Below are 22,269 nucleotides of genomic sequence, written 5' to 3' on the forward strand. Positions count from 1 at the left end.
TTAAACTCATGTGAACCTCATGCAAGAGCAGAGCTGGACATGTTAGAATCAATTTAACAGTTAGATCAAGTCTAAATGTATATTTAAATCGAAGCCGAATATGATTTTAATAGTAGATATATAGCAGCCGTGAAACCCATTAGAGGAGGACGACATGATGACAGAACGTATGACAACCAATCAGGGCGCACCCGTAGGTGACAATCAGCATTCCCGCACAGCAGGTAGAAGAGGACCGACACTGCTTGAAGACTACCATCTCATTGAGAAAATAGCCCACTTTGACCGTGAACGTATTCCAGAACGGGTCGTACATGCAAGAGGAGCAGGCGCTCATGGCGTATTCACACTGGAGCAGAGCATGAAGGAGTATACAACAGCTGACTTCCTGCAAGATCCGGGTACGGAGACCGATGTACTGGTTCGTTTCTCGACTGTTATTCACGGTACGGGATCACCAGAGACTGCACGGGATCCACGTGGATTTGCGGTCAAATTCTACACGCGTGAAGGCAACTATGATCTCGTCGGTAACCATCTGCCCGTATTCTTCATTCGTGATGCCATGAAATTCCCCGACATGGTTCACTCCCTGAAGCCAGCTCCGGATACGAATATTCAGGAACCGGCGCGATATTGGGACTTTATGACCCTCTCACCAGAATCAACGCATATGATGACCTGGTTGTTCTCTGATCTGGGCACACCGGCGAATTATCGGGAGATGGATGGATTCGGCGTACATGCTTTCAAATGGATTAATGCACAGGGGCAGGTTCACTATGTAAAATATAAGTGGGAGTCTGCACAAGGGGTTAGAGGCTTCTCTCGTCAGGAAGCTGCCGAAGTACAGGGACAAGACTTTAACCATGCTACCCGGGACCTGCATGAACATATCAAGAACGGGCAGTACCCGCAGTGGAAGCTTCAGGTACAGCTGTTGAAGCCTGAGCAGATGGATGATTTTGCTTTTGATCCGCTCGACCCAACCAAAACCTGGCCTGAAGATGTACTGCCGTTCCATACGGTGGGCACCATGACCCTGAATCGGAATCCGCAGAATTTCTTTGCTGAAGTGGAGCAGGCTGCCTTTTCACCTAGTGCGCTTGTACCAGGAATTGAGCCTTCCGAAGACAAATTGCTGCAAGGACGCTTATTCTCTTATCCAGATACACAGCGGCACCGTCTTGGACCGAACTATTTGCAAATTCCAGTGAATTGCCCGTACGCACCTGTTCGTAATCATCAGCGTGATGGACTCATGAATGTGAATCAGGACCCATCTCCGGTAAACTATGAACCCAACAGTTCCGGAAACAGCCCGCAGGAAGATCCGGCATACCGGGACAGTCAGCTTCCGTTGCAAGGGCATGTTACACGTGAGAAAATCGAGAAGACGGATGATTACACGCAGTCAGGAGAGCTTTTCCGTTCATTTACCCCTGTAGAGCAGCAGCATTTGCTAGATAATCTGATCAATGACCTTAAGGGCGTATCTGTTGATATTCAAATGCGTGCCCTCTGCCACTTCTTCCGGGCGGATGGACAGCTTGGCGGACGTTTGGCTCATGGACTCGGCGTGGATATTTCTGCACATATGCCGTCACAGGATGGAAAATAAAATACAGTTTAACCATGTTCTACAACATCATATGGGCTGATTTTCGGTGAAGATCGGGCAGAACCGCGAACGTGCGGAACTCCCGGTCTTTCGCTTTTTTTGCTGAAATGGAAAACAAATTTACAAATCATTTACATAAAATAGCTGACATAGAGGTTGACTTCTCATATGATGGCACTACAATGGGTAGTGTGAGGGGTGTCAGAACATGAGAATACACAATTTCAAAGTGGGTGAGCGTGGGCTCAACCGATTTTTCGGTCCGCTGGAAGCCAAGATCATGGACATTTTATGGGCTCGTCCTGGCAGCAGCATCCGTGAAGTGCAGACTGCACTTGAACAAGACAAAGACGTCAATTTTAATACAGTCATGACCGTAATGAACCGGCTCGTGGACAAAGGACTGCTTGGCAAGACACAAAAGGGCAGAACATCTATGTACCAACCGGTACAGAGCAAGGAGGAGTTTATGAACGACCAATCCAAGGAACTGTCACATGAGTTGGTGGATGAATTCGGAGCGTTGGCATTGAATCATATGCTGGATGCGCTGGATGAAGCAGATGCGGGTCTGATTGAACGCCTAGAACAGAAGATCAAACAGTGGAAAAAGGATAGCGATTAAGATGTGGAGGGCCCGCTCGAAGCTTTTGTTTACCGTCGGGTTTGGCATTCCGTTACTCGTGTTCATGCAGATGTTCATGTACGCGATGTACAAAATTTTTGGCTGGGATATCCCGTTTAATCTGCTATGGCTCTGCAATCATTGGATGAGTCGTCTGGGATGGTTATCTGTTGGACATTTCCTGCTGGCACTGGTGTTGCTGACATTTGCCGGAACAGGTTGGTTGCTAACGGTTCGTATGATAAAAACCAGGGCAGCTGTGCGTAAACTCCGCTCCATGGAGGTTCGTGCGTTATCCCGTGAATTGGAGTCCAGGTATCTCCATCTCGGGCAGCCCAGATTCATTGTGGTGGACAAGTCATCGCCGGTTGCATTTACAATCGGTTTATGGAAACCTTGCATCGTACTTTCCACAGGACTTCTGACGATGCTGGATGCTGAAGAGGAGACCGCAGTTGTGTACCACGAAGTCCATCATCTATGGCACCGTGACCCACTGAAGACGACGCTGTTGTCGGTGTTTGCAATCATGATGCCTTATATTCCCGTATTGAAGCATACGTCGAAACATTACAATATCGTGAGAGAGATTCTGGCGGACAACGAAGCCGTCGAGCGTACAGGCAATGTGGCAGGCATTGGCAGTGCGTTACTCAAGCTGCTCCGGGCTTGTCCTGAGCCTTGGGGAGCAAAGGAACTGACCGTTCAATCTTCATTTGCAGATACGTCGGTAAATGTGCGGATTTCACGTCTCCTGGACCCGGAAAAGGACGTAACGCTGAGATTGCCACGCTATGCTGTTCTGATGTCGGCTACCGTTTTCCTGTTGCTGTCTATCTTGTTTGTTTGGTCCATTGGATAAATCAACTTTGGCTAAATGTGAGGTTGAATATAACACTAGGGAGGAAGATGAACATGAATAACAAAAGTGTAGAGATAGGATTACTTTTCTCAAGGATTATGATCGGTTTGATCTTTGTATTGCACGGTTGGAGTAAATTCGAAGGTGGAATCAGCGGTACGGTAGGTTTCTTCGAAAGTATCGGTATTCCCGGATTTCTTGCATCGGTTGTAGCCATTATTGAGTTGGTGGGTGGTGCGGCGATGATTCTGGGTCTGGGAACACGTGTGTTTGCTGCCTTGTTTGTCATCGTTATGGGTGGCGTTCTGCTTACAGCCAAAGTGGGTGAGCCGTTCATGAGTGGTACCGAGTTCGATTACCTGCTGCTGGCGGGTTCCCTGACACTGCTCTTCACAGGAAGCCGCTTCCTGGCTGTAGATCATCTTTTCTCCAGACAGGGGAACGCTCGCCAGAATGTGAGTGCTTGAACTGACTAACGATCGCTTAAAAAAATATTGAATTGCAGGATGAGTTCTGCAACGAGGCTCTTTATTGACCAGGCCGGTTCGGGAAATGGATTTGCGAACCGGGCTGATTGGTAGAGAGCTTTTTTTAAATATATGGAAGTATATTATTTCACCATCCTTCTCTATAGTTCTTCGGAATGAAACACGCTGAGTCGCTAGAGGACGGTCACAGCCGTTTCGCCTTGTTTGGACGATATGCCTCTGTTCTGATACAATGAGAATAAGTATGTTACTAAATAAAAATAAGAATATAAATTTTGAAGTTGAGTACATCAAATTAAGATGAGGAGGATGCATTTTATGATTAACGTCATTCCATCCGATGCCCGCTCCAGCTTTGATCGAGGCTGGCTCCGTGGCAGTCACAGCTTTTCCTTTGGAGAATACCAGGACCCGGAGAATACGGCGTTTGGACCGATGCGGGTAGCGAACGACGATGTGATTGCGCCAGGTCGCGGTTTTGGGGCTCACCCACATAGTGACATGGAGATTGTATCCATCGTACTGAACGGCAAGCTACGACATGAGGATAACCTGGGCAACGTGGCCGTTACTGCATTTGGCGGTATTCAGCGAATGTCAGCAGGCAGTGGCATGATTCATACCGAGCATAATGCATCTGATAGCGAAGAGGTACGTTTGCTCCAGCTCTGGTTCATGCCGCATACGAAAGGGTTGCAACCCTCCTATGAGACCACATCATTTGATCCAGCAGCACTGGCAGGAAAGCTTGTGCCTATTGTATCGCCAGACGGAGGTCCAAGAGTTGCGACCATTCATCAGGATATGACGATCTACCTTGGACGTTTGACCAAAGACGAGACATTAACCTTTAATCAGGATACGGGCCGCCGGATGTACATTTTCTCCATTGAAGGCAAGCTGGGATTGAATGGAGAGCACCTGTTGAATGAAGGAGACACGGCTCGTGTGGAACAGCGGGATTCAATAGAGCTGCAAGCAAACGAAGATACGTTCTATATGATTATTGATCTGCCGTAAATGGCTGATGGAGTGAACTCCAAGATGAAGGAGGATATACACTTATGGCGCAACAGGAATGGTTTATGGTTAAACATGCGGTGACTGGACGAGGACTGGCAAATAGCAAAACAGACGCGCTTTCCTATCGCTTCCAACAGGAGGGCACAGGTTTTATTTTTACCGTTACGGGTCTGGACGAGCAGACTGTGGAACAGATTATGGAGCTTAGACAGGAACTGAATGTATTTCGTTTCGTTCAACGCAAGGATCAGCCCCTTTTGAAGCACTGGTACTACGTAGAGGGTGAGCGGGTAGAGTACGACAGGGAGCGTCATACGCTGAGCATTTATGCGAAGTCGGAGATTCGTTATGTCCCTGAAGATTATTTTGCCGATTAACTAGGACGTGTCTGAAATATAGGTTGAACAGGTTTTGGAATAGTTAAGGAGGTCTCTGTTAAATACAGAGGCCTTTTTGCTGTCTGCATTCAGAGGAATCATTCGTAAATTTGCAAAAAAGACCACATAATTCCCAGCTGTCTGGCACAAGCTACCTTGTATAAAAATAAGAACGGAGGGGCGGCATATGGCAGACAAAACATCTGGGAAAGACAAGTCCCGACAACCCGAACGAGAAGAAAAAAAACATATCCCTCTGGGACTGCCGTCCCCGCCTTTTATTCGGCAGCCGATCAGTAAAATACATGAAACTCAGATTCAGGCGGTAAAGGAAATCTTCTCCGATTGTTCTGATGTGGTTTTCCGCAACGTTATGATTACGCCAGAAGTCAAAGGACTTCTGGTCTATATTGAAGGCATTGTGAACTCGGCCGATATCCAGGAGCATATGCTGCGTCCGATTATCCGAGGGCTGGTGCAGCAGCGAACAGATAAACCTGATGTTCCGCTGGATGATACAACCGTTGAGCTGACCCAAGTGAAGCGCGTTGAAACCTGGGCAGCTGCGACAGAAGGGGTACTGGCATCCTCGGCCCTTCTGGTGGTCGATGGCAGTAGCGAAGCCTGGATGTTCAACGTAAAAGGCGGCGTAAGACGCGGTGTGGAGGAACCTCAGACGGAATCCGTAATTCGGGGACCGCGAGAGGGATTTACCGAAACGCTGCGCGTGAACACGGCTTTATTACGGTTTAAGCTAAAAACACCCTCACTCAAGATGGTCAGTATGACCCTCGGTACAGAAACCAAGACGGATATCGTTCTGACCTATATTGAGGATATTGCTGATCCGAAGTTGATACGGGACGTGAAGAAACGTCTGGAAAAAATAAGTATCGACGGCATTTTGGAGACAGGTTATATCGAGGAATTGATTGAGGACCACCCGTATTCGCCATTCCCGCAAATGCACTATTCCGAGCGTCCGGATACGGTAGCAGGCAACCTGTTGGAAGGGCGGTTTGCCATTATGGTAGACGGTACTCCCTTTGCGTTGATTGCTCCAGTCACGATGTGGCAGATGCTTCAGGCCAGCGAGGACTACTATGAACGATTCTTCATCAGTAATCTGGTACGCTGGATCCGCTTTTTATTCGTAGCTATCGCTCTATTCCTACCCGCCTTGTATATCTCGATCACGACTTTTCATCAGGATATGTTGCCTACCACGCTGATTCTGAGTATTGCCGGTGCTCGGGAAGCCATCCCTTTCCCGGCTCTGGTGGAAGCCCTCATCATGGAGCTATCGTTCGAAGCCCTCCGGGAAGCCGGGGTCAGGTTACCCAAAACGGTGGGTCAGGCCGTCAGTATCCTCGGTGCACTCGTGATCGGACAGGCCGCAGTTCAGGCGGGGATTGTATCGGCGCCGATGGTTATTATTGTTTCGATGACAGGTATAGCTTCCTTCACGATTCCACGGTTTAACTTTGCGATTACGGTGCGTTTGTTGCGATTTCCCATCATGTTACTGGCGGGCATGCTCGGACTGTATGGTATTGTGATCGGTTTGGTCCTGATTTCGGTGCATCTGACACAGATGACTTCGTTTGGTGTGCCATATCTGTCAGGTCTTAGCCCGTACAGCAAAACAGATACCAAAGATATTCTCATTCGTGTACCGTGGTGGAAAATGATTAATCGTCCTTCTACGGTTCAGGATAACCAGAAACGGATGAATGAAAAGATCAATGGTTCGCCTGAAGCTGAGGAAGGATGGTGAACACATGTTTCTTATTCGAAAAATTCGCGCTGTATTGATGTTGCTGCTATGTACCCTTTTCATAGCAGGATGCTGGGATCGTAAGGAAATTAATGATGTTGCCTTTGTGATCGGAATTGCGGTTGATAAGGAAGGAGAGAACTACAGATCCAGTCTGCAGATTGCTCTTCCCGGTCAATCCGGTGCTTCTGGCAGTACAGGCGGTGGCGGAGGTACAAGCGGGGACAAATCATGGTTCATGTTGTCCAACACGGCGAAGACGCTACGGGGGACTACACTTGAGGGCCAAAAAGCGCTATCTCGCAAGATTTATTATGCGCACCGCCGTACCATGCTCATTGGGGAAGATCTTGCCCGGGACGGCGTTGCCTCCATGCTCGATTTGTTTACACGTTACCCGCTTAATCGATTCTCAGCATTGCCAGTCGTCACAAAAGGTGAAGCATACGCCGTAATGGATACGGATGCACCTATAGAGAAATTTCCATCCGAGATGGTGAGAGAGCTGTGTTTTCTAAATATGCGGAATCCACGCTCACTGAAAACGTTCATCGATTCTATTCTTAGTGATGGCGTAGATCCATTCCTGCCGGTTGCTTCGAAAGTGGACAATGTTCCAAAAGATTGGAAGGATGCCAAAACAAATATCAAGCTGGATGGATTGGCCGTGTTCAAGAAAGACAAGCTGGTTGGCATGATCGACAAGGCCCCTGCCGATGCCCTGATCCTCGCTATGGGGGAAGCCAATGCACCGGAAGTTATGATCAAGTCTCCACGCGGAGACGGAGATATATTCATCAAGCTGAACGAGAACAACTCTTCACTGCACCCCACTGTCAAGGATGACAAGGTTACCGTGACCGTTCAATTGTACGCCAAAGGAGTCGTAGTAGATAACGAATCGAATTACGGTGATCTGCGTGAGAAAGAGATACTGAAACTAAATGACGCGATCCACAAAAAAATAAAAGAGGATATCGTTGAAGGAATTCGATTAATTCAGCAAAAATATCATGCCGATATTCTCGGGATCGGTCGATCCATCCATCAGCACTTGCCTAAAGAGTGGGACAAAATGAAGGATCGATGGGATGATATCTATCCTGATGTTGAGGTGAACGTTATCCCGCATGTCATTATTGAAAATGTAGGGGTAGTCAATAAACCGATCGGTGTCGTTGAGGAGGATATCGTACATGATTAAACCACTTTTGTTCACTTATCTGGGGATGGTTATCGTTGTTATTGTGATGGATTTCAGACATCTGAAGCAGGCGGCAGTTATTAATCGCTGGTTATCCTATGGGCTGATTGCATTGGGAACAGGCATTTGGTTATATATCACCCATTTGAGCAAAACCTTTTTTGTAGCGGTATGGATCAGCCATGTGATTCAGCGATTCTTACCGTTACCATAGATAGAGACTAAGGATGGTGCGGAGTACAGATTAAATAATAAATGATGGAAAGGAGGTACTATATGAATCAGAGTGTGACTCATCGACAGATCGTATTGCTCGTGCTGCTGCTTAGTATTACGGGTACGTTGATTCAGCCCCATGCACAGGCCATCTTTTATGCGGAACAGCACGCTTACCTCTCGTATGTACCAGTCGTTTTGGTGATGCTTGTATCCATGTGGATGATCAGCCGGGTTCAGCGGAGATTTCCGAACCAGGATCTGTTTGAAGCGTTAGTTGAGAGGTTCCCCTTGTTGGGAAGGCTCGCAGGCGTAATGTACATTCTGTTTTTTTTCTTCGTATTTGCAAGAGATATCCGATTAATTGGTGATTACGTCAGCATAACGTTGCTGGAAACGACACCGATTTCAATTGTGGTATTGTCACTTATGATTATGGCGGTATTTATCGTCAGAGGTGGGCTTGGCTCGTTGATCGGAATGGCAGAACTGTATGTTACCCTGTTCCTGTTGAATTCTGTAATTGTGCCTTTCATGCTGATTCAGCAGGTGAATATGGATAATCTGATGCCCTACTTTCATGTCGATCCCGCGGGTGTGGGAAAAGGGAGCTGGTACATATTTTCTTTTTATGGAGAGATGATCGCATTGCCTTTTGTCGTCAAGGGCAGTGATTTTCGCTTCAAACCTGTGTTCTGGGGGATGATTATTTCCGGATTGCTGATGATGCTGATTATGGTGGAAACCATCACGTCGATTGGTGTGCCTATCGCCTCCAGACTGGTATACCCTTCGTATGAACTGGCAAGGCAGTTGCAAATCAGTGACTTTCTGGACCGGTTTGACTTGGCACTGGCAGCCGCAACCTTGCCTACCATGATTACGAAAATTGCATTTGATCTGTATTTTGTCTGCTGGGGATTGAAGCGGATGATTCCGAACGTATCGGGAAAGGTCATGACAGGCCCAGTCGCGCTGGTGGGTTTTGTCTGTGCCTTCTGGTTTTTCAGAAACGCAATTCAGCTCTATCGATTTACTCGGGAATGGACATGGATCGCCATTGTATTTGAAGTGATGTTCCCTCTCGTGCTGTTTCTTTTCCTTCGTCCTCGCAAAAAGAAGGCACAAGAATCGAAAGATTCCATGAAGGATGTGGAGAAAGGACGGAAGGATTCTCACGGTGGAGAACTCCAGCCTTCCTGATACATTCCATCAAAAATCGTTATAGATGAACGGGCAAAAAGAGGGGAAGTGCAGTTTCCCTTCACAGAAGTACCCTGTATACTGTAGTCAGACTGAGATGAACATTCGGCTGAACTAACGGGGGGAACATGAATGGCTCAACATTTGGCAGGTGTACGTGTAGCATTGACAGGACCACGAAAATCGAAAGAAATGTCCTTACTAGTTGAAAAAATGGGTGGAATCCCGCTTGTGCGACCGGCACAGGGAACGGTATTTCTGGATGATCGGAATATCAGGGACGGGCTGGTATCCTGGATCTCGGACCCGCCGGACTGGGCGGTATTGACCACGGGCATGGGATTGGACGCTTTGTTTGAGATGGCCGAGGATATGGAAGTGGCGGGAAAATTACTGGATGCATTGTCGGAATCCCCGATTGCAGCCAGAGGGTACAAGACGGTAAATGCACTCAGAAAGCGCAAGTTAACGCCGCTGGTACGAGATGATGATGGTAGTACGGACGGGCTTATTCGTGAATTCGCATCCCATGATCTTAAAGGAAAAAAGGTTATGTTGCAGCTTCACGGGGAGACAGCTCCCAAGCTTGTAGCCTGGTTGGAAGAACAAGGGGCAATTGTTCGTCAAGTGCTGCCTTATCGCCATGTACCGCCGGAAGAGGCAGAGCTGGAACTGCTTTTAAATGAGATTATACAGCGTGAGGTTGATGCGGTTGCCTTCACGAGTGGACCGCAGGTCCGGTTTCTGACTGAATATGCAGCATCGCAGGACAAGCTTGAACCGATGCTCGCAGCCTTCAGACAAGGTGTAATCCCTGCCTCTGTAGGGAAAGTCACAGCAAACTCCATGCGTGAAGAGGGCATTGAGGCGCTGGTCATTCCAGAGGAAGAGAAGATGGGCGCACTCATCGTTGAACTCGGACGTTACTTTGCGGCGGGTCATGCGGACAAAGTTCGTGGCCTGCAATAACAGTTGATCAATATGTATTAACGTGTATTCAATCCTAAGGTAGTTGGATGATTTAAAACGAATCGTATATGCATAGCTTACTCCTGGTTCTGATCCGATTTCTGGATCAGGACTTTTTTCTGTTTTGTCTGAAAATAGAAGAATGGACAAGTATCATAAGCATGGACATTATTTCCTGAGCGGTGTTATTATGAAAACAATATTGAATGAAAACAAGCAAGGTGCTCTTGCGTGCAGCAAGAGGTAACAGGGAATCGGGTGAAAGTCCCGAGCGGTCCCGCCACTGTAATGGTGAAGCCCTTTTTGATCCAAGTCACTCGCAAAAAGCCGGGGAAGACAGAAAAGGAAGCTAATGATCCAAAGCCAGGAGACCTACCTTGCATGTGTCACCGAACCCTTCGCGGAAAGGAATGGTGTACGAAGAATCAGGAATTGGGCGAACAAGCAGTTCGCCCGGCTGGTCCCCTTTGGGCCACATAGTCACAGGAATACCCTCTGGGAGTCTGGGACTGTGTTCTTGAGTGTACGTACATGTGTATCCCATCCGTTATAAGGATGGGATTTTTTTGTTTTTTTAGATAAATGTACATTCTTGCGATTCCCAACTATATGTCGGGAAATTGCAGGTAGAGGAATAGATTAGTTTGATCATGCAGTTGGTTTAGAAGAGCTGGGTTCGATGATCTGCGTTGACAGGACGATGAATTGAACACGCTTTACAGTTAGGGAGAAGGTCGGCATAGCCGCCCTTCTTCACTGTTTAATCCGTAGGACAAGTGTGATGGAGGAGGAGAAGCAATGCAAGGTCAAGGCAAGCTGCTGATTATCGGGTTTGGTCCGGGAGCGATGGAACATATCACGAAGCGGGCACTCGAGGCACTTCAGGAGAGCGAGGTTATTATCGGATACAACACTTATGTGGATCTTATCCGACCTCTGTTGAACGGGCAAGCGATTGTACGCACAGGCATGACGGAGGAAGTAAGCCGCGCACAAGAAGCGGTTAGACAGGCGGAGATGGGCAAAATTGTTGCCGTAATCTCCAGTGGTGACGCAGGCGTATATGGCATGGCAGGTTTGGTATACGAGGTGCTGATGGAGCAAGGCTGGAAGCCGGATACCGGTGTTGCCGTTGAGGTCATTCCGGGTGTGTCGGCCATTCAATCTTGTGCTTCACTGCTGGGTGCCCCCGTCATGCATGATGCATGTACGATCAGCCTCAGTGATCACCTCACGCCGTGGGAGACCATTATTCGCCGGGTCGAAGCTGCAGCATCCGCTGATTTTGTCATTGCTCTGTACAATCCACGCAGTGGACGGCGTACACGTCAGATCGTGGAGACGCAGGAAATGATTCTGCGTTATCGTGACCCACAGACCCCGGTAGGTCTGGTGAAAAGTGCATATCGTGAGCGTCAGGACGTCGTCATGACCACACTCGAGGATATGCTGAATCATGATATCGGCATGCTGACGACGGTGATTATCGGCAACTCCTCGACCATGATGTACGAAGGACTCATGGTCACACCGCGCGGGTATCAGCGGAAATACACGCTGAATACCGCGGAACAGTCGCTCAGACCCCATGAGCGACTGCGCACGGAAGCCGAGCCATGGTCGCTCGGCGCAAGGGAAGCCCGCGCTGCCGCCTCCGGCGAGGCAGCGGGCGAGAGCGCGGCCAGCGAGGCAGCGGCCGCGCAGCCACAGACGGAGCCAGCCCTGCGCGGCGCAAGCGCCGCGCAGGGCATGGCTCCGCAAGGGCAGCCGCCCGCTGGCGCCGGGGCTGCTGCCGCTACGCCTGCGGCAAGCCCGGCGAGCAGCGCTGGCACCGCCGTGCTTGCCGGCGAGCGACCTGCGCCCGTTGCGGCAGAGGCCGCTCCGGGCCGAGTCGCGGAAGCGCCACGCGCCGGCGCAGCTGCGCTCGCCGCTGAGGCGTTGACGCGGCTCGCGGCAGGCGGCGCGCTCGCGGGCGAATCGGCGAGCCGCTGGCTGGATGCAGCAGCGCCGAGCCGAACGGCAAGTGCGCAACAGGCCGCGACCGCAACGGCGGTACGCACTGCGCCCGAGCCTGGGCGCAAGGCGCCGCTGTTCGAAGTCGGCGTGTCGCCCGGCGTGGGCAACAAAAAATTCACCGCCGCCCAGATGGCGCTGCTGGCGCAGTGTGCAAGTGAAGACGGCGAACTGGAATACACGCCGGAGCACCAGATTATTTTGAGAGTGCCGACGTTTGAACCGGACTCGTTGGTTGAAGAGCTGCGTGCAGCGAATTTTATCGTTGTGCCGATCGGTGATGTCATCAAGGTGAAGGCCTGTGACTTCTGCAACATGGAGAAGGACGATGCTGTCCCGATGGCTAACCATTTACAGGCCGTGATTGGTGGACTGGGTGCGCCTAAAGAAACAAGTGTGGCGCTGAATGGCTGCGGTATGGCTTGTTACGGGGCAGTGCTGGAGGATATCGGCATCGTGTATCGCAAAGGTGCATATGACCTGTTCCTCGGGGGCAAGAAGTTCGGACGTAATGCTCACCCTGCCCAGCCCGTAGCGGAGGGAATTCCGGGTGACCAGATTGGTGGGATTGTGGAACGGATTGTAGCCGATTACAAGGAAAAAGGCCATCCGAACGAGCGATTCCACAAATTCTTCAAACGAGTTGGCGTAATTCAGGGCTTCCGCCATGTGGATGCACCGGTCACGGTAGAAGTAAACCCGATATGTGGTGACTAATTCCTTACTAAATCCTGACTAAGCCTTGATTAAGTCCTTGACTGAATCGCTTCCTTTGGGAAGACGTGATGGTGTAACTTGTCAGGCGTATCTAATAATTTGCAATATTCGCTGAATTTCAGCTGACATAGATGGATTGATTATTACGAGTAATGTAGCGAATGGATGGAATGATTGGTTTGACGTCGTTTTTGCCGGATGGACTGGAGTGCCGAATGAATATGAAAAGTCTGATCTGCGGGTCAGACGGGGGAGGAATAACAAAAGATGGATGCAATATTGTTGGTGGGACACGGGAGTCGTGATCCCGAGGGGAACCGGGAACTGAAGGAGTTTGCAAGTGAGGTAGCGGCGAAGGCGCCGGAGAATACGTTGGTGGAGACCTGTTTTCTGGAGTTAACGAGACCAAGTATTGCTGAAGGCGTTACCGCTTGTGTGGATCGAGGGGCAACACGTGTCGTGTTGGTGCCGATCATTTTGTTTGCTGCCGGTCATGCCAAGATTGATATTCCTAACGCTATTGACCGTGCCAAGGCACGTTATCCGCAGGTGGAATTTGTATATGGTCGTCCCATCGGTGTTCATGAGAAAGTCGTTCAAATCATGCAGACCCGTCTGCAAGAAGCTCAACCTGTACTTGTGGCATCCCAAGGCGGAACAGCGGTAGCGGCTCCACCTGCTCCGGTGACGGATGAAGAGACCGCAGTACTGGTGCTTGGACGGGGAAGCAGTGACCCGGATGCCAACAGTGACTTTTTCAAAATGACCCGGATGTTATGGGAGAAACTGCCGTACAAGTGGACGGAAAGCAGCTTTATTGGCGTAACTCAGCCCTCATTCCCGGATGGATTAGAGCGCTGTCTCTTGCTGGGTGCGAAGAAAATCATCATTATGCCTTATTTCCTGTTCACAGGTGTACTGATCAAGCGCATTGATGAAATGACCGCAGAATTTGCAGCAGCACATCCAGACATTCAGGTCGAGGTTGGCGGATACTTTGGATTTCACCCGAAACTGGTTGAACTCGTACTGGAGCGGGCCCATGAGGGGTTATACGGACGTGTAACAGCCAACTGTGACAACTGCCAATTCAGACTTGAAGCAGCCAAACACCATCACCACCATCATGATCACGACCATGGGCATGACCACGATCATCACCATGATCACGACCACGACCATGATCACGATCATGGACATGAGCACAGTCACGATCACCATCATGAACACAGCCATGTGCACCATCACGATCATTCGGATCATGATCATTCGCATCGTCATGACGAGCATGACCATCAGCACGTACATGCACATGAAGACCACTCGCATAAGCATGACCACGATCATGAGCAAAAACAGACTGCCGTCGATCGTGAAGCATCACTCGATTATCATCATGATCACGATGGAGAGTTGCATCATACGCATCACGAGCATGAAGGAAATGCACAAGAAGATGCTTCTCCCGATCAGGCTGAGATTGCAGCAACTTCAGAGCAGGTGAATCGTCCATGATCTTCATGTTGTGTGGTACAAGTGATGCACGGGAACTGGCTCTACAGATTCAGCAGCAAGGTGCAGACGTGCTGACTTCTGTTGTAACCGACAGTGCGGCGAATAGCCTGACAGAAGCCGGATTACCTGTTCGGACAGGCCGTTTGACTGTGGAAGCCATGGTGGAACTGGTGCGTGAAAAAGGTAGCCGTGCCATCGTGGATGCAAGTCATCCGTTTGCCGAAGAAGCACATGCCAATGCGATGGAAGCAGCCAAACAGGCGGGCATACCATATATTCGTTATGAGCGCACGGGTCTGGCTTACGATGATCATGCGTTGCTTCATGTCGTATCTTCCTATGATGAAGCGGCACTGAAGGCCAAAGAACTCAAGGGCTCAGTCATGCTGACGACAGGTAGCAAAACGTTGCAGATCTTCACCAAGCATCTGCTCGGTGATCCGGACATTCGTCTCGTAGCCCGCATGCTTCCACGTCTCGACAATATGGAGAAATGCGGTGAGCTTGGCGTGGAACAGCGCAATATTATTGCGATGCAGGGACCATTTTCCCGTGAAATGAATGAAGCCTTGTACAAGCACTATGCGACGACCGTAATGGTTACCAAGGAGAGCGGCAAGACCGGAGCAGTGGATGAGAAAATCCAATCTGCACTGGAGCTGGGCATTCATGTTGTGCTGATTTCACGCCCTGAGGCTGAGTTTGGGACGGTGTTTGACCTTTTTGAAGGTGTCTTGGATGAGTTGAAGCGCGTATTGGTGCAGTAGGACTCCCTAATAGTTTTAATTTGAATAATGAATTTTTGAATGACACGACTACTTGAAGGAGTGAAATGCACATGGATTTCAAAACGGAATTTAAACCGTTGACCGTACAACCACAGGAGATTGAAGGCAAAAGCTTTGAGATGATCACGGAGGAACTGGGTGAGCATCCTTTTACGGATGAGCAATATCCCGTGGTACAACGTGTCATTCACGCCTCGGCTGACTTCGAACTGGGCCGTAGCATGGTGTTCCACCCGGATGCCATTCAAGCAGGGATTGCAGCACTTCGCGCCGGGCAATCCGTCATCGCTGACGTACAGATGATTCAAGCTGGCGTGAGCAAGGATCGCATTCGCGGCTTTGGCGGAGATGTGCACGTACATATTTCCGACCCCGATGTGATGGAGGAAGCCAAACGCTTGAACACCACTCGGGCAATCATCTCGACGCGTAAAGCAAACCAATTATACGAAGGCGGAATCTACGCCATTGGTAATGCCCCAACAGCACTGCTGGAGCTGATCCGTCTGGTCAAAGAAGGCGAAGCCAAACCAGGCCTGATCATCGGTATGCCGGTCGGATTCGTATCTGCAGCCGAGTCTAAAGACGAGCTGCGCAAACTCGACATCCCGTTTATCACCAACATCGGCCGCAAAGGCGGAAGCACCATCGTTGTAGCTGCCTTGAACGCCATCTCCCTGATGGCAGTGAAGGCGTAGTCGTTTAGATAAACGATCACTGGTTAGTAAAGGCAATCGTGACGCAAACGAGCCGCTAACGAATTTCAGGAAACTATAACGAACTTTAACGAACCTTACAGGCTTTATATTGCCGATTATCATCCGTTTCATATTTTAACGAACTTAAGTAACGTTATTCCGTTGGAGAAAGCGAAAAGTAGTGAAAGTAACGTCTTTTTAATGAAATAACGTCGCTGTAATTCGTTACAATTTTCGTTTGTGGAATTTGGTCCAAATAACGTTTCCTCGGTTCGTTAAAAATAGTAGATGTCATCAAAAGACATCCATTCATAGTGGCATGACTGAAACGGATTTTATGGGTAAGCTCGTTTCGCCGCGCATTAGATGTTTAAATTCCCAAGCATCACCCACTCGCATAAATGAGTAGCAGAAGTACAAGTGCAAAACTGCGTAACTACATTCCAAGCCAAGTCCTTCTGGCATGGAATGATCAGTTACCCAAGATAACCTCAGGACATAGTTTAGTCCAAGAGGTGGCACTAGCCATTGATGCGCACTGACGCCAAGAGTTCGAGTGAAGCCATGTAGATAATCAACCGAATGCTAAACAGTCACAAAACTGCGTAACTACATTCCAAGCCAAGTCCTACTGGCATGGAATGATCAGTTACCCAAAATAAACCTCAGGGCATTGTTTAGCCCAAGAGGTGGCACTTCGCACTGTGCCAGGTGGATGCAGAAGCAGGTAGCAGCGAAGGGGACGGAATCGATTCTGAAGAAGCGGAGCGGTCGCCTTTGTCTCCGGATTTCTCCCTTTAGAAAAGGGAATCAAAGAAATCTGGAGACAACAGCGATCATAAGAACGATCCGTCCCCGTAGCGGCCACCTAAGCTCCCAAAGCCACCACCCACACACGCAGCGTAATGCCACCTCATTTAAACTAGCTAATTAAAGGACGGGAGGTTCAAACCCCATGATAGGCGGCAATACACCAGACCCCGACAAACCAATGCGTTCCGGCTTCACCACAGGAGCATGCGCAACAGCCGTTGCCAAGGGAGCGACGCAGCTCCTGTTAACAGGTGTTACGCCGGCACAGGCCGTGGTTTCATTGCCCGCGGGCTTTGACCACTCGTTCGAACTGATCGAGCAGGAACTGACCGATGGCGTAGCGACCTGTGCCACGATCAAGGACGCCGGGGATGACCCGGATGCCACGCATCGGGCAAAGATCATCGCGCATGTGTCCTGGCGGGACGAGCCGGGCATGGAGCTGGATGGAGGTATCGGCGTTGGCCGGGTCACGAAGCCCGGACTTCCCGTGCCTGTAGGCGAAGCGGCAATAAATCCCGTTCCGCGCCGCATGATTACCGAGGCCGTCACCCAGGTGCTTGCCGAACATGGCACAGCCAGAGGGGTGCGGGTCGTGATTAGCGTGCCGGATGGCGAAGAAATCGCCAAGAAGACCCTGAATTCCCGGCTCGGGATTCTGGGCGGCATCTCCATTTTAGGTACACGCGGCGTGGTCGTTCCGTTCTCTACCTCTGCCTACAGAGCGAGTGTGGTGCAAGCTATTTCCGTTGCTCAGGCATCCAGCTGTGAGCATATTGTGCTGACCACGGGCGGCAGTAGTGAGAAATACGCGATGAAAATGATGCCCGAGCTGCCAGAGGAAGCCTTTATTCAAATGGGAGACTTTGTCGGCTTTGCGATCAAACATGGTAAACGACTGGGCATGAAACGAATTAGTCTGGTCGGGATGCCTGGCAAATTTGCCAAAGTGGCTCAAGGCGTCATGATGGTGCACTCCAAGAGTGCGCCGGTGGATTTTGGATTTCTTGCGTCCGTGGCCCGCGAGACCGGAGCCGGAGATGAACTGGCGCAAGCGATCGAGGAAGCCAACACGGCGACTCAGGTGGCAGATATGATGACTGAGGCCGGGTACTTGCCCTATTTTGAAAAGTTATGTACATATGCTTGCCAGCACTGTTTGGAACATGCGGGAGGCGGCATAACGGTGGAAGTGGTATTGGTCACGATGAAAGGAATGGAACTGGGGAGGGCGGAAATCAGTGAACTCGAAGACAGCAACTGGAGCAAAGAATCGTAAAATCCGCATTATCGGCGTGGGTGAAGAAGGCGCGGCAGGATTGACAACGGATAGCCTGAATCTCATTCAGGAGGCAGATGTACTTGTTGGCGGAGAGCGCCAGCTGCAATATTTCCCGGCATTTGCGGGTGAGAAGTTAGCGATTAAGAGCGGTTTAAGCGATCTGGTTGTGAAAATAAAAGCGTTGCAGGCCACACACAACGTTGTTGTGCTTGCCTCAGGAGACCCGCTGTTCTACGGCATCGCCGGGTATTTAGCGCGCAAAATCGGCCCGGATCAACTGGAGATCCGGCCTAATCTCAGCTCGCTGCAGCTGGCATTTGCCCAGCTTGGCGAGAGCTGGCACGATGCCGTGCTCGAAAGCGTGCACGGACGCCCGCTCAAGGGCCTCGCACAGCGCATTGATGGCAAAGCCAAAATTGCGCTGCTCACGGACGAGCACAACAGCCCCGCTGCGATCGGCGCTTATCTGCAACAGTTCGGCATGACCGAGTATGATGCCTACGTTGCCGAGAACCTGGGCGGGGCAGATGAACGTGCCCGCCATTACACCTTGGGCGAGCTGGCGGCAGCAGAATGCAGCCCGCTGAACGTCGTGATTTTGCTGCGCCGCAAGGATGCACCTGCGCCGCGCCGGGGATTCGGTTTTGCCGACGAGGAATTCCATCAACGCAAACCGGAGAAAGGGCTGATCACCAAGCGCGAGGTTCGCGCATTCAGCTTGGCTGAATTGAAAATTGGCGTGGACAGCATTGTGTGGGATATCGGCGCTGGCTCCGGCTCGGTGGCGGTAGAATGCACGCGGCTCGCGCCGCAGGGACAAGTCTTCGCCATCGAAAAAAATGAAGGTGACCTCGTGAACATCGAGGCCAATCGGATCAAATTCCGGACAGACTTCACTGTCCTTCATGCCAAAGCACCAGCAGGGCTGGACGAACTACCGAATCCGGATGCGGTGTTCATTGGCGGCAGCGGCGGCGAACTCGCGCAGCTGATTGCCTTGTGTGCGTCCCGGCTACGCCCGGAGGGACGCATCGTGGTGAATGCAGCGACCATCGAGACGCTGCATGACAGCATGAAGGCCATGCGCGAAGCAGGCCTGGACCCAGCGGTGACGTTACTTCAGACGGCGCGCAGCAAGCCGATTCTGAACATGACCCGTTTTGACGGATTGAACCCAATTTACGTGATCACAGGACAGCATGGAGTAAAAGAGGAAGCGGAAGCTGGAACGGCAGAATGACTTTTCAAGGACAGGACAAGGGGGAAAACAACATGAGTACGGCAGCAGTAGGTACGCTGTATGGCGTGGGTGTCGGGCCGGGAGACCCGGAGCTGATTACCGTGAAGGCGTACCGGATGATCCGGGAATGTCCCGTGGTTGCTTACCCGAAGAAGCGCAAAGGCGGTAAATCGTACGCCCACGAGATCGTGGAACTGTATGTGAACCCGGAAGAAAAAGAGATGCTCGGCTTGATTTTCCCGATGACGAAAGACCCGGTTGTGCTCGAACGCGAGTGGGGCAAGACTGTTGAAGCATGCTGGGGTGCGCTCAAGGAAGGCAAGGATGTGGCCTTTGTAACCGAGGGTGACCCGAACTTGTACAGTACATTTATTCATCTGGCACGATTAATGCGAGAGCTGCATCCTGAAGTGCCAATTAGTTCAATCCCAGGCATCTCATCCGTGTTGGGTGCAGCGGCAGCACTGGATATCCATCTGGCAGACGGAGACGAACAGGTGGGCATCATTCCGGCTACGGCAGATAAAGAAGCGATGCGGCAGGCGATTGAGCATCACGATACGATTGTATTTATCAAGGTGGCAAAGGTGCTTGACCTGATGCTTGAATTACTGGATGAGATGGGACTCGGCGGCAAAGCTTCGGTTGTTACCAAAGTCACTTCTCCATATGAACTGGTCTGGCGCGATGCCCGTGAACTGAAAGGGCAGGAGCTGGAATATCTGAGTCTGATGGTGGTGAGCAAATGAAGACATTGGAAGCGAAAGTCTACATCGTAGGCGCTGGCCCGGGAGACCCGGAACTGATTACGGTGAAGGGTTCGAACATTTTGAGAAGTGCGGATCTGGTGCTGTATACGGATTCCCTCGTGAATGATGAGCTGATTGCGATCGCAAAGCCTGAGGCAGAAGTGCTGCAAAGCTCTGGCATGGACTTGGAACGTCAGGTCGAGCTGATGTGTGAAGCGACTCGTGCAGGTCGCAGCGTAGCTCGTGTACATACGGGTGATCCGGCGATGTACGGCGCAATTCTGGAACAAATGGTGCTACTGAAACAGCAGGGTGTGGAATATGAGATCATTCCGGGTGTGAGTTCGGTCTTTGCTTCGGCAGCTGCATTAGGGGCTGAACTTACCGTACCAGAACTGACGCAGACCGTAATTCTGACGCGTGCAGAAGGACGTACCCCTGTACCTGAACGGGAGAAGCTACGTGATCTCGCATCCCATCACTGTACGGTGGCGCTCTTCCTGAGTGCGACTTTGGCGAAAAAAGTCGTCGTTGAATTCCTCGCCGCAGGCTGGAGCGAAGATACACCGGTAGCAGTCGTGCAGCGGGCAACATGGCCTGATCAAAAGATTGTACGGACCACACTTGCCAATCTGGCAGCGGATCTGCGTGCCGCAGGCATTACAATGCATGCGATGATTTTGGCAGGCTGGGCGCTTGATCCTGACCTCGTGAACCGGGATGCCCACCGTTCCAAGCTGTACGATAAATCTTTCACCCATGGCTACCGCAAGGGAGTGAAGTCCGGTGGGTAATCCATTTGCAGCTGTTGCCATTACGAAACATGGTGTGGAGATGGTGCGTAATCTTGCGGGGCAGTTCCAGGGCACCGATGTCTATTATATGAGCAAGTTTGCCCGTGGAGATGAAGAACAGTTAGGTTATGAGCTGTTTGAAGGTTCGGTGAAGCTGATTTTGCCTGACTTGTTCAAGCGATATAACGGCATTATTCTATTCATCTCTTTGGGTGCGGTTGTGCGGATGATTGCTCCGATTCTGGTGGACAAAAAAGTTGATCCCGCCGTGCTGGTCATTGATGACCGCGGCGAAAATGTGATCAGTGTGCTGTCCGGTCATCTAGGCGGTGCCAATGAGTTGACACGTCAGGTCGCTGAAGTGCTCGGCGCACGTGCGGTGATCACAACAGCTTCAGACGTGCAAGGCACCATTCCGGTGGACATGTTCGGCCGGGAGTTGGGTTGGATCGTGGATAGCTTCGACAAAGCAACACCGGTCAGTGCGGCTGTAGTAAACGAAGAGCCTGTAGCTCTCATTCAGGAGACGGGGGAGCGGAACTGGTGGAAATATAACAAACCTGTGCCAGATCATATCCGTGTCTTCAGCAGCCTGGAGGAAACGGCATCATTCCCGTTCAACGCTGCGCTGGTCGTCAGTGACCGCCTGCTTTCAGCAGAAGAAGAGGAACGTTTTCTCACCAATGGCGTACTGTATCGCCCGAAAAGCCTCGTGCTCGGTATGGGGTGCAATCGCGGTACATCTGTAGAGGAATTAGAGCAGGAAGTCCTCGCCACCTTGGAGGAGTTATCCCTCTCCGTGAAGAGCGTGCGCAACATTGCCACGATTGATCTGAAAAAAGATGAAGAGGGCCTGTTGGCCCTCTGCACCAAATACGGCTGGGAGCTGGTGACCTACACCCCTGCGGAGCTGAATACGGTGAAGCTTGCGAATCCTTCGGAGACGGTGTTCAAATATACCGGAGCATATGGCGTAAGTGAACCTGCGGCGTTGCTCTCCTCGGGAGCCGATCATTGGCTGCTTGAGAAGAAAAAGAGCGGCAATCTGACGATCTCCGTTGCCCGGGTTTCATTTGAGTAGAGATATGCATGAAGTTAATCTACTTTACACAATAGCACTGCGATGACAGAATACCCTTCTGATCGCTGTTATCCCCGATTTTTTTGATTCCCTTTTCAAAGGGTAAAATCCGGTGATAAGCGTATGCTTCCGATGTAGCCTTCTTTCAGAAAGCTTTTAGCTCCGCTTCTTCAGGTTATTTCTGTCCTCTCCGTTATTGTGTAAACATTCATTT

At 50.6% G+C, this 22,269-nt stretch carries 21 protein-coding genes and 1 riboswitch; of the genes, 20 read left to right on the plus strand and 1 reads right to left on the minus strand.

What is annotated here, in order from left to right; all coding sequences use genetic code 11:
• Positions 1–157: 157 nt before the first annotated feature.
• The 11 genes from PAHA3_RS22295 (at position 158) to PAHA3_RS22345 (ending at position 10,365) form a co-directional block, all read left to right on the plus strand.
• Positions 158–1,621 (plus strand): catalase, encoded by a 1,464-nt coding sequence (locus PAHA3_RS22295; RefSeq protein ID WP_062836852.1) that lies wholly within the window; start codon positions 158–160, stop codon positions 1,619–1,621.
• Between the two features lie 208 nt (positions 1,622–1,829).
• Positions 1,830–2,246 (plus strand): BlaI/MecI/CopY family transcriptional regulator, encoded by a 417-nt coding sequence (locus PAHA3_RS22300; protein ID WP_062836853.1) that lies wholly within the window; start codon positions 1,830–1,832, stop codon positions 2,244–2,246.
• A 1-nt stretch (position 2,247) separates the two neighbouring features.
• Positions 2,248–3,108, plus strand: a complete 861-nt coding sequence (locus tag PAHA3_RS22305) for a M56 family metallopeptidase (protein ID WP_062836854.1) — start codon at positions 2,248–2,250, stop codon at positions 3,106–3,108.
• Positions 3,109–3,161: 53 nt separating this feature from the next.
• Positions 3,162–3,575, plus strand: a complete 414-nt coding sequence (locus PAHA3_RS22310) for a DoxX family protein (RefSeq protein ID WP_062836855.1) — start codon at positions 3,162–3,164, stop codon at positions 3,573–3,575.
• Between the two features lie 339 nt (positions 3,576–3,914).
• Positions 3,915–4,616 (plus strand): pirin family protein, encoded by a 702-nt coding sequence (locus PAHA3_RS22315; RefSeq protein WP_062836856.1) that lies wholly within the window; start codon positions 3,915–3,917, stop codon positions 4,614–4,616.
• Positions 4,617–4,660: 44 nt separating this feature from the next.
• Positions 4,661–4,996 (plus strand): hypothetical protein, encoded by a 336-nt coding sequence (locus tag PAHA3_RS22320; RefSeq protein WP_062836857.1) that lies wholly within the window; start codon positions 4,661–4,663, stop codon positions 4,994–4,996.
• A 187-nt stretch (positions 4,997–5,183) separates the two neighbouring features.
• Entirely contained in the window at positions 5,184–6,773 is a 1,590-nt protein-coding gene (locus PAHA3_RS22325) for a spore germination protein (RefSeq protein ID WP_082762952.1), read from the plus strand.
• A gap of 4 nt (positions 6,774–6,777) precedes the next feature.
• Positions 6,778–7,977: a Ger(x)C family spore germination protein gene (locus PAHA3_RS22330; RefSeq protein WP_062836858.1), complete on the plus strand. Its 1,200-nt coding sequence runs from the start codon at positions 6,778–6,780 to the stop codon at positions 7,975–7,977.
• Entirely contained in the window at positions 7,970–8,191 is a 222-nt protein-coding gene (locus tag PAHA3_RS22335) for a hypothetical protein (RefSeq protein ID WP_062836859.1), read from the plus strand. The genes PAHA3_RS22330 and PAHA3_RS22335 overlap by 8 nt, the downstream gene beginning before the upstream one ends.
• 62 nt (positions 8,192–8,253) lie before the next feature.
• Entirely contained in the window at positions 8,254–9,396 is a 1,143-nt protein-coding gene (locus PAHA3_RS22340; protein WP_062836860.1) for a GerAB/ArcD/ProY family transporter, read from the plus strand.
• A 132-nt stretch (positions 9,397–9,528) separates the two neighbouring features.
• Complete coding sequence (locus PAHA3_RS22345; protein ID WP_062836861.1) at positions 9,529–10,365, plus strand: uroporphyrinogen-III synthase; 837 nt, start codon at positions 9,529–9,531, stop codon at positions 10,363–10,365.
• Positions 10,366–10,567: 202 nt separating this feature from the next.
• Positions 10,568–10,759: riboswitch (cobalamin riboswitch) on the plus strand.
• Here the strand turns inward: PAHA3_RS22345 and PAHA3_RS31290 are convergent.
• A complete protein-coding gene (locus tag PAHA3_RS31290) occupies positions 10,715–10,849 on the minus strand; it encodes a hypothetical protein (protein WP_442756980.1) in 135 nt (44 codons plus the stop codon). Its footprint overlaps the riboswitch before it by 45 nt.
• Positions 10,850–11,163: 314 nt before the next feature.
• On the opposite strand from PAHA3_RS31290, the gene cobJ reads away from it, so the two are divergent.
• The 9 genes from cobJ to PAHA3_RS22390 all read left to right on the plus strand — a co-directional run bounded on the left by cobJ (position 11,164) and on the right by PAHA3_RS22390 (position 22,055).
• On the plus strand, positions 11,164–13,095 hold the full coding sequence (gene cobJ, locus PAHA3_RS22350) for a precorrin-3B C(17)-methyltransferase (RefSeq protein ID WP_062836862.1): 1,932 nt from the start codon (positions 11,164–11,166) through the stop codon (positions 13,093–13,095).
• Between the two features lie 267 nt (positions 13,096–13,362).
• Complete coding sequence (locus PAHA3_RS22355; RefSeq protein WP_062836863.1) at positions 13,363–14,610, plus strand: sirohydrochlorin chelatase; 1,248 nt, start codon at positions 13,363–13,365, stop codon at positions 14,608–14,610.
• Positions 14,607–15,377 (plus strand): precorrin-6A reductase, encoded by a 771-nt coding sequence (cobK, locus tag PAHA3_RS22360; RefSeq protein WP_062836864.1) that lies wholly within the window; start codon positions 14,607–14,609, stop codon positions 15,375–15,377. Before PAHA3_RS22355 ends, cobK begins: the two co-directional genes overlap by 4 nt.
• A gap of 71 nt (positions 15,378–15,448) precedes the next feature.
• The gene (locus PAHA3_RS22365; protein WP_062836865.1) at positions 15,449–16,096 is read left to right on the plus strand and encodes a precorrin-8X methylmutase; all 648 of its coding nucleotides are present in this window, start codon (positions 15,449–15,451) and stop codon (positions 16,094–16,096) included.
• Between the two features lie 955 nt (positions 16,097–17,051).
• Positions 17,052–18,188 (plus strand): cobalt-precorrin-5B (C(1))-methyltransferase, encoded by a 1,137-nt coding sequence (locus PAHA3_RS22370; RefSeq protein WP_062836866.1) that lies wholly within the window; start codon positions 17,052–17,054, stop codon positions 18,186–18,188.
• Entirely contained in the window at positions 18,151–19,431 is a 1,281-nt protein-coding gene (locus PAHA3_RS22375) for a bifunctional cobalt-precorrin-7 (C(5))-methyltransferase/cobalt-precorrin-6B (C(15))-methyltransferase (RefSeq protein WP_062836867.1), read from the plus strand. Before PAHA3_RS22370 ends, PAHA3_RS22375 begins: the two co-directional genes overlap by 38 nt.
• 32 nt (positions 19,432–19,463) lie before the next feature.
• Entirely contained in the window at positions 19,464–20,180 is a 717-nt protein-coding gene (gene cobI, locus PAHA3_RS22380; protein WP_062836868.1) for a precorrin-2 C(20)-methyltransferase, read from the plus strand.
• Positions 20,177–20,974 carry a precorrin-4 C(11)-methyltransferase gene (gene cobM / locus PAHA3_RS22385; RefSeq protein ID WP_062836869.1) on the plus strand — a complete coding sequence of 266 codons (798 nt, stop codon included), beginning with the start codon at positions 20,177–20,179 and terminating at the stop codon, positions 20,972–20,974. Before cobI ends, cobM begins: the two co-directional genes overlap by 4 nt.
• Positions 20,967–22,055, plus strand: a complete 1,089-nt coding sequence (locus PAHA3_RS22390) for a cobalt-precorrin 5A hydrolase (protein ID WP_062836870.1) — start codon at positions 20,967–20,969, stop codon at positions 22,053–22,055. The genes cobM and PAHA3_RS22390 overlap by 8 nt, the downstream gene beginning before the upstream one ends.
• Positions 22,056–22,269: the final 214 nt, after the last annotated feature.

Source organism: Paenibacillus amylolyticus (genome assembly GCF_001570725.1).
Taxonomy (GTDB): Bacteria; Bacillota; Bacilli; order Paenibacillales; family Paenibacillaceae; genus Paenibacillus; species Paenibacillus amylolyticus_A.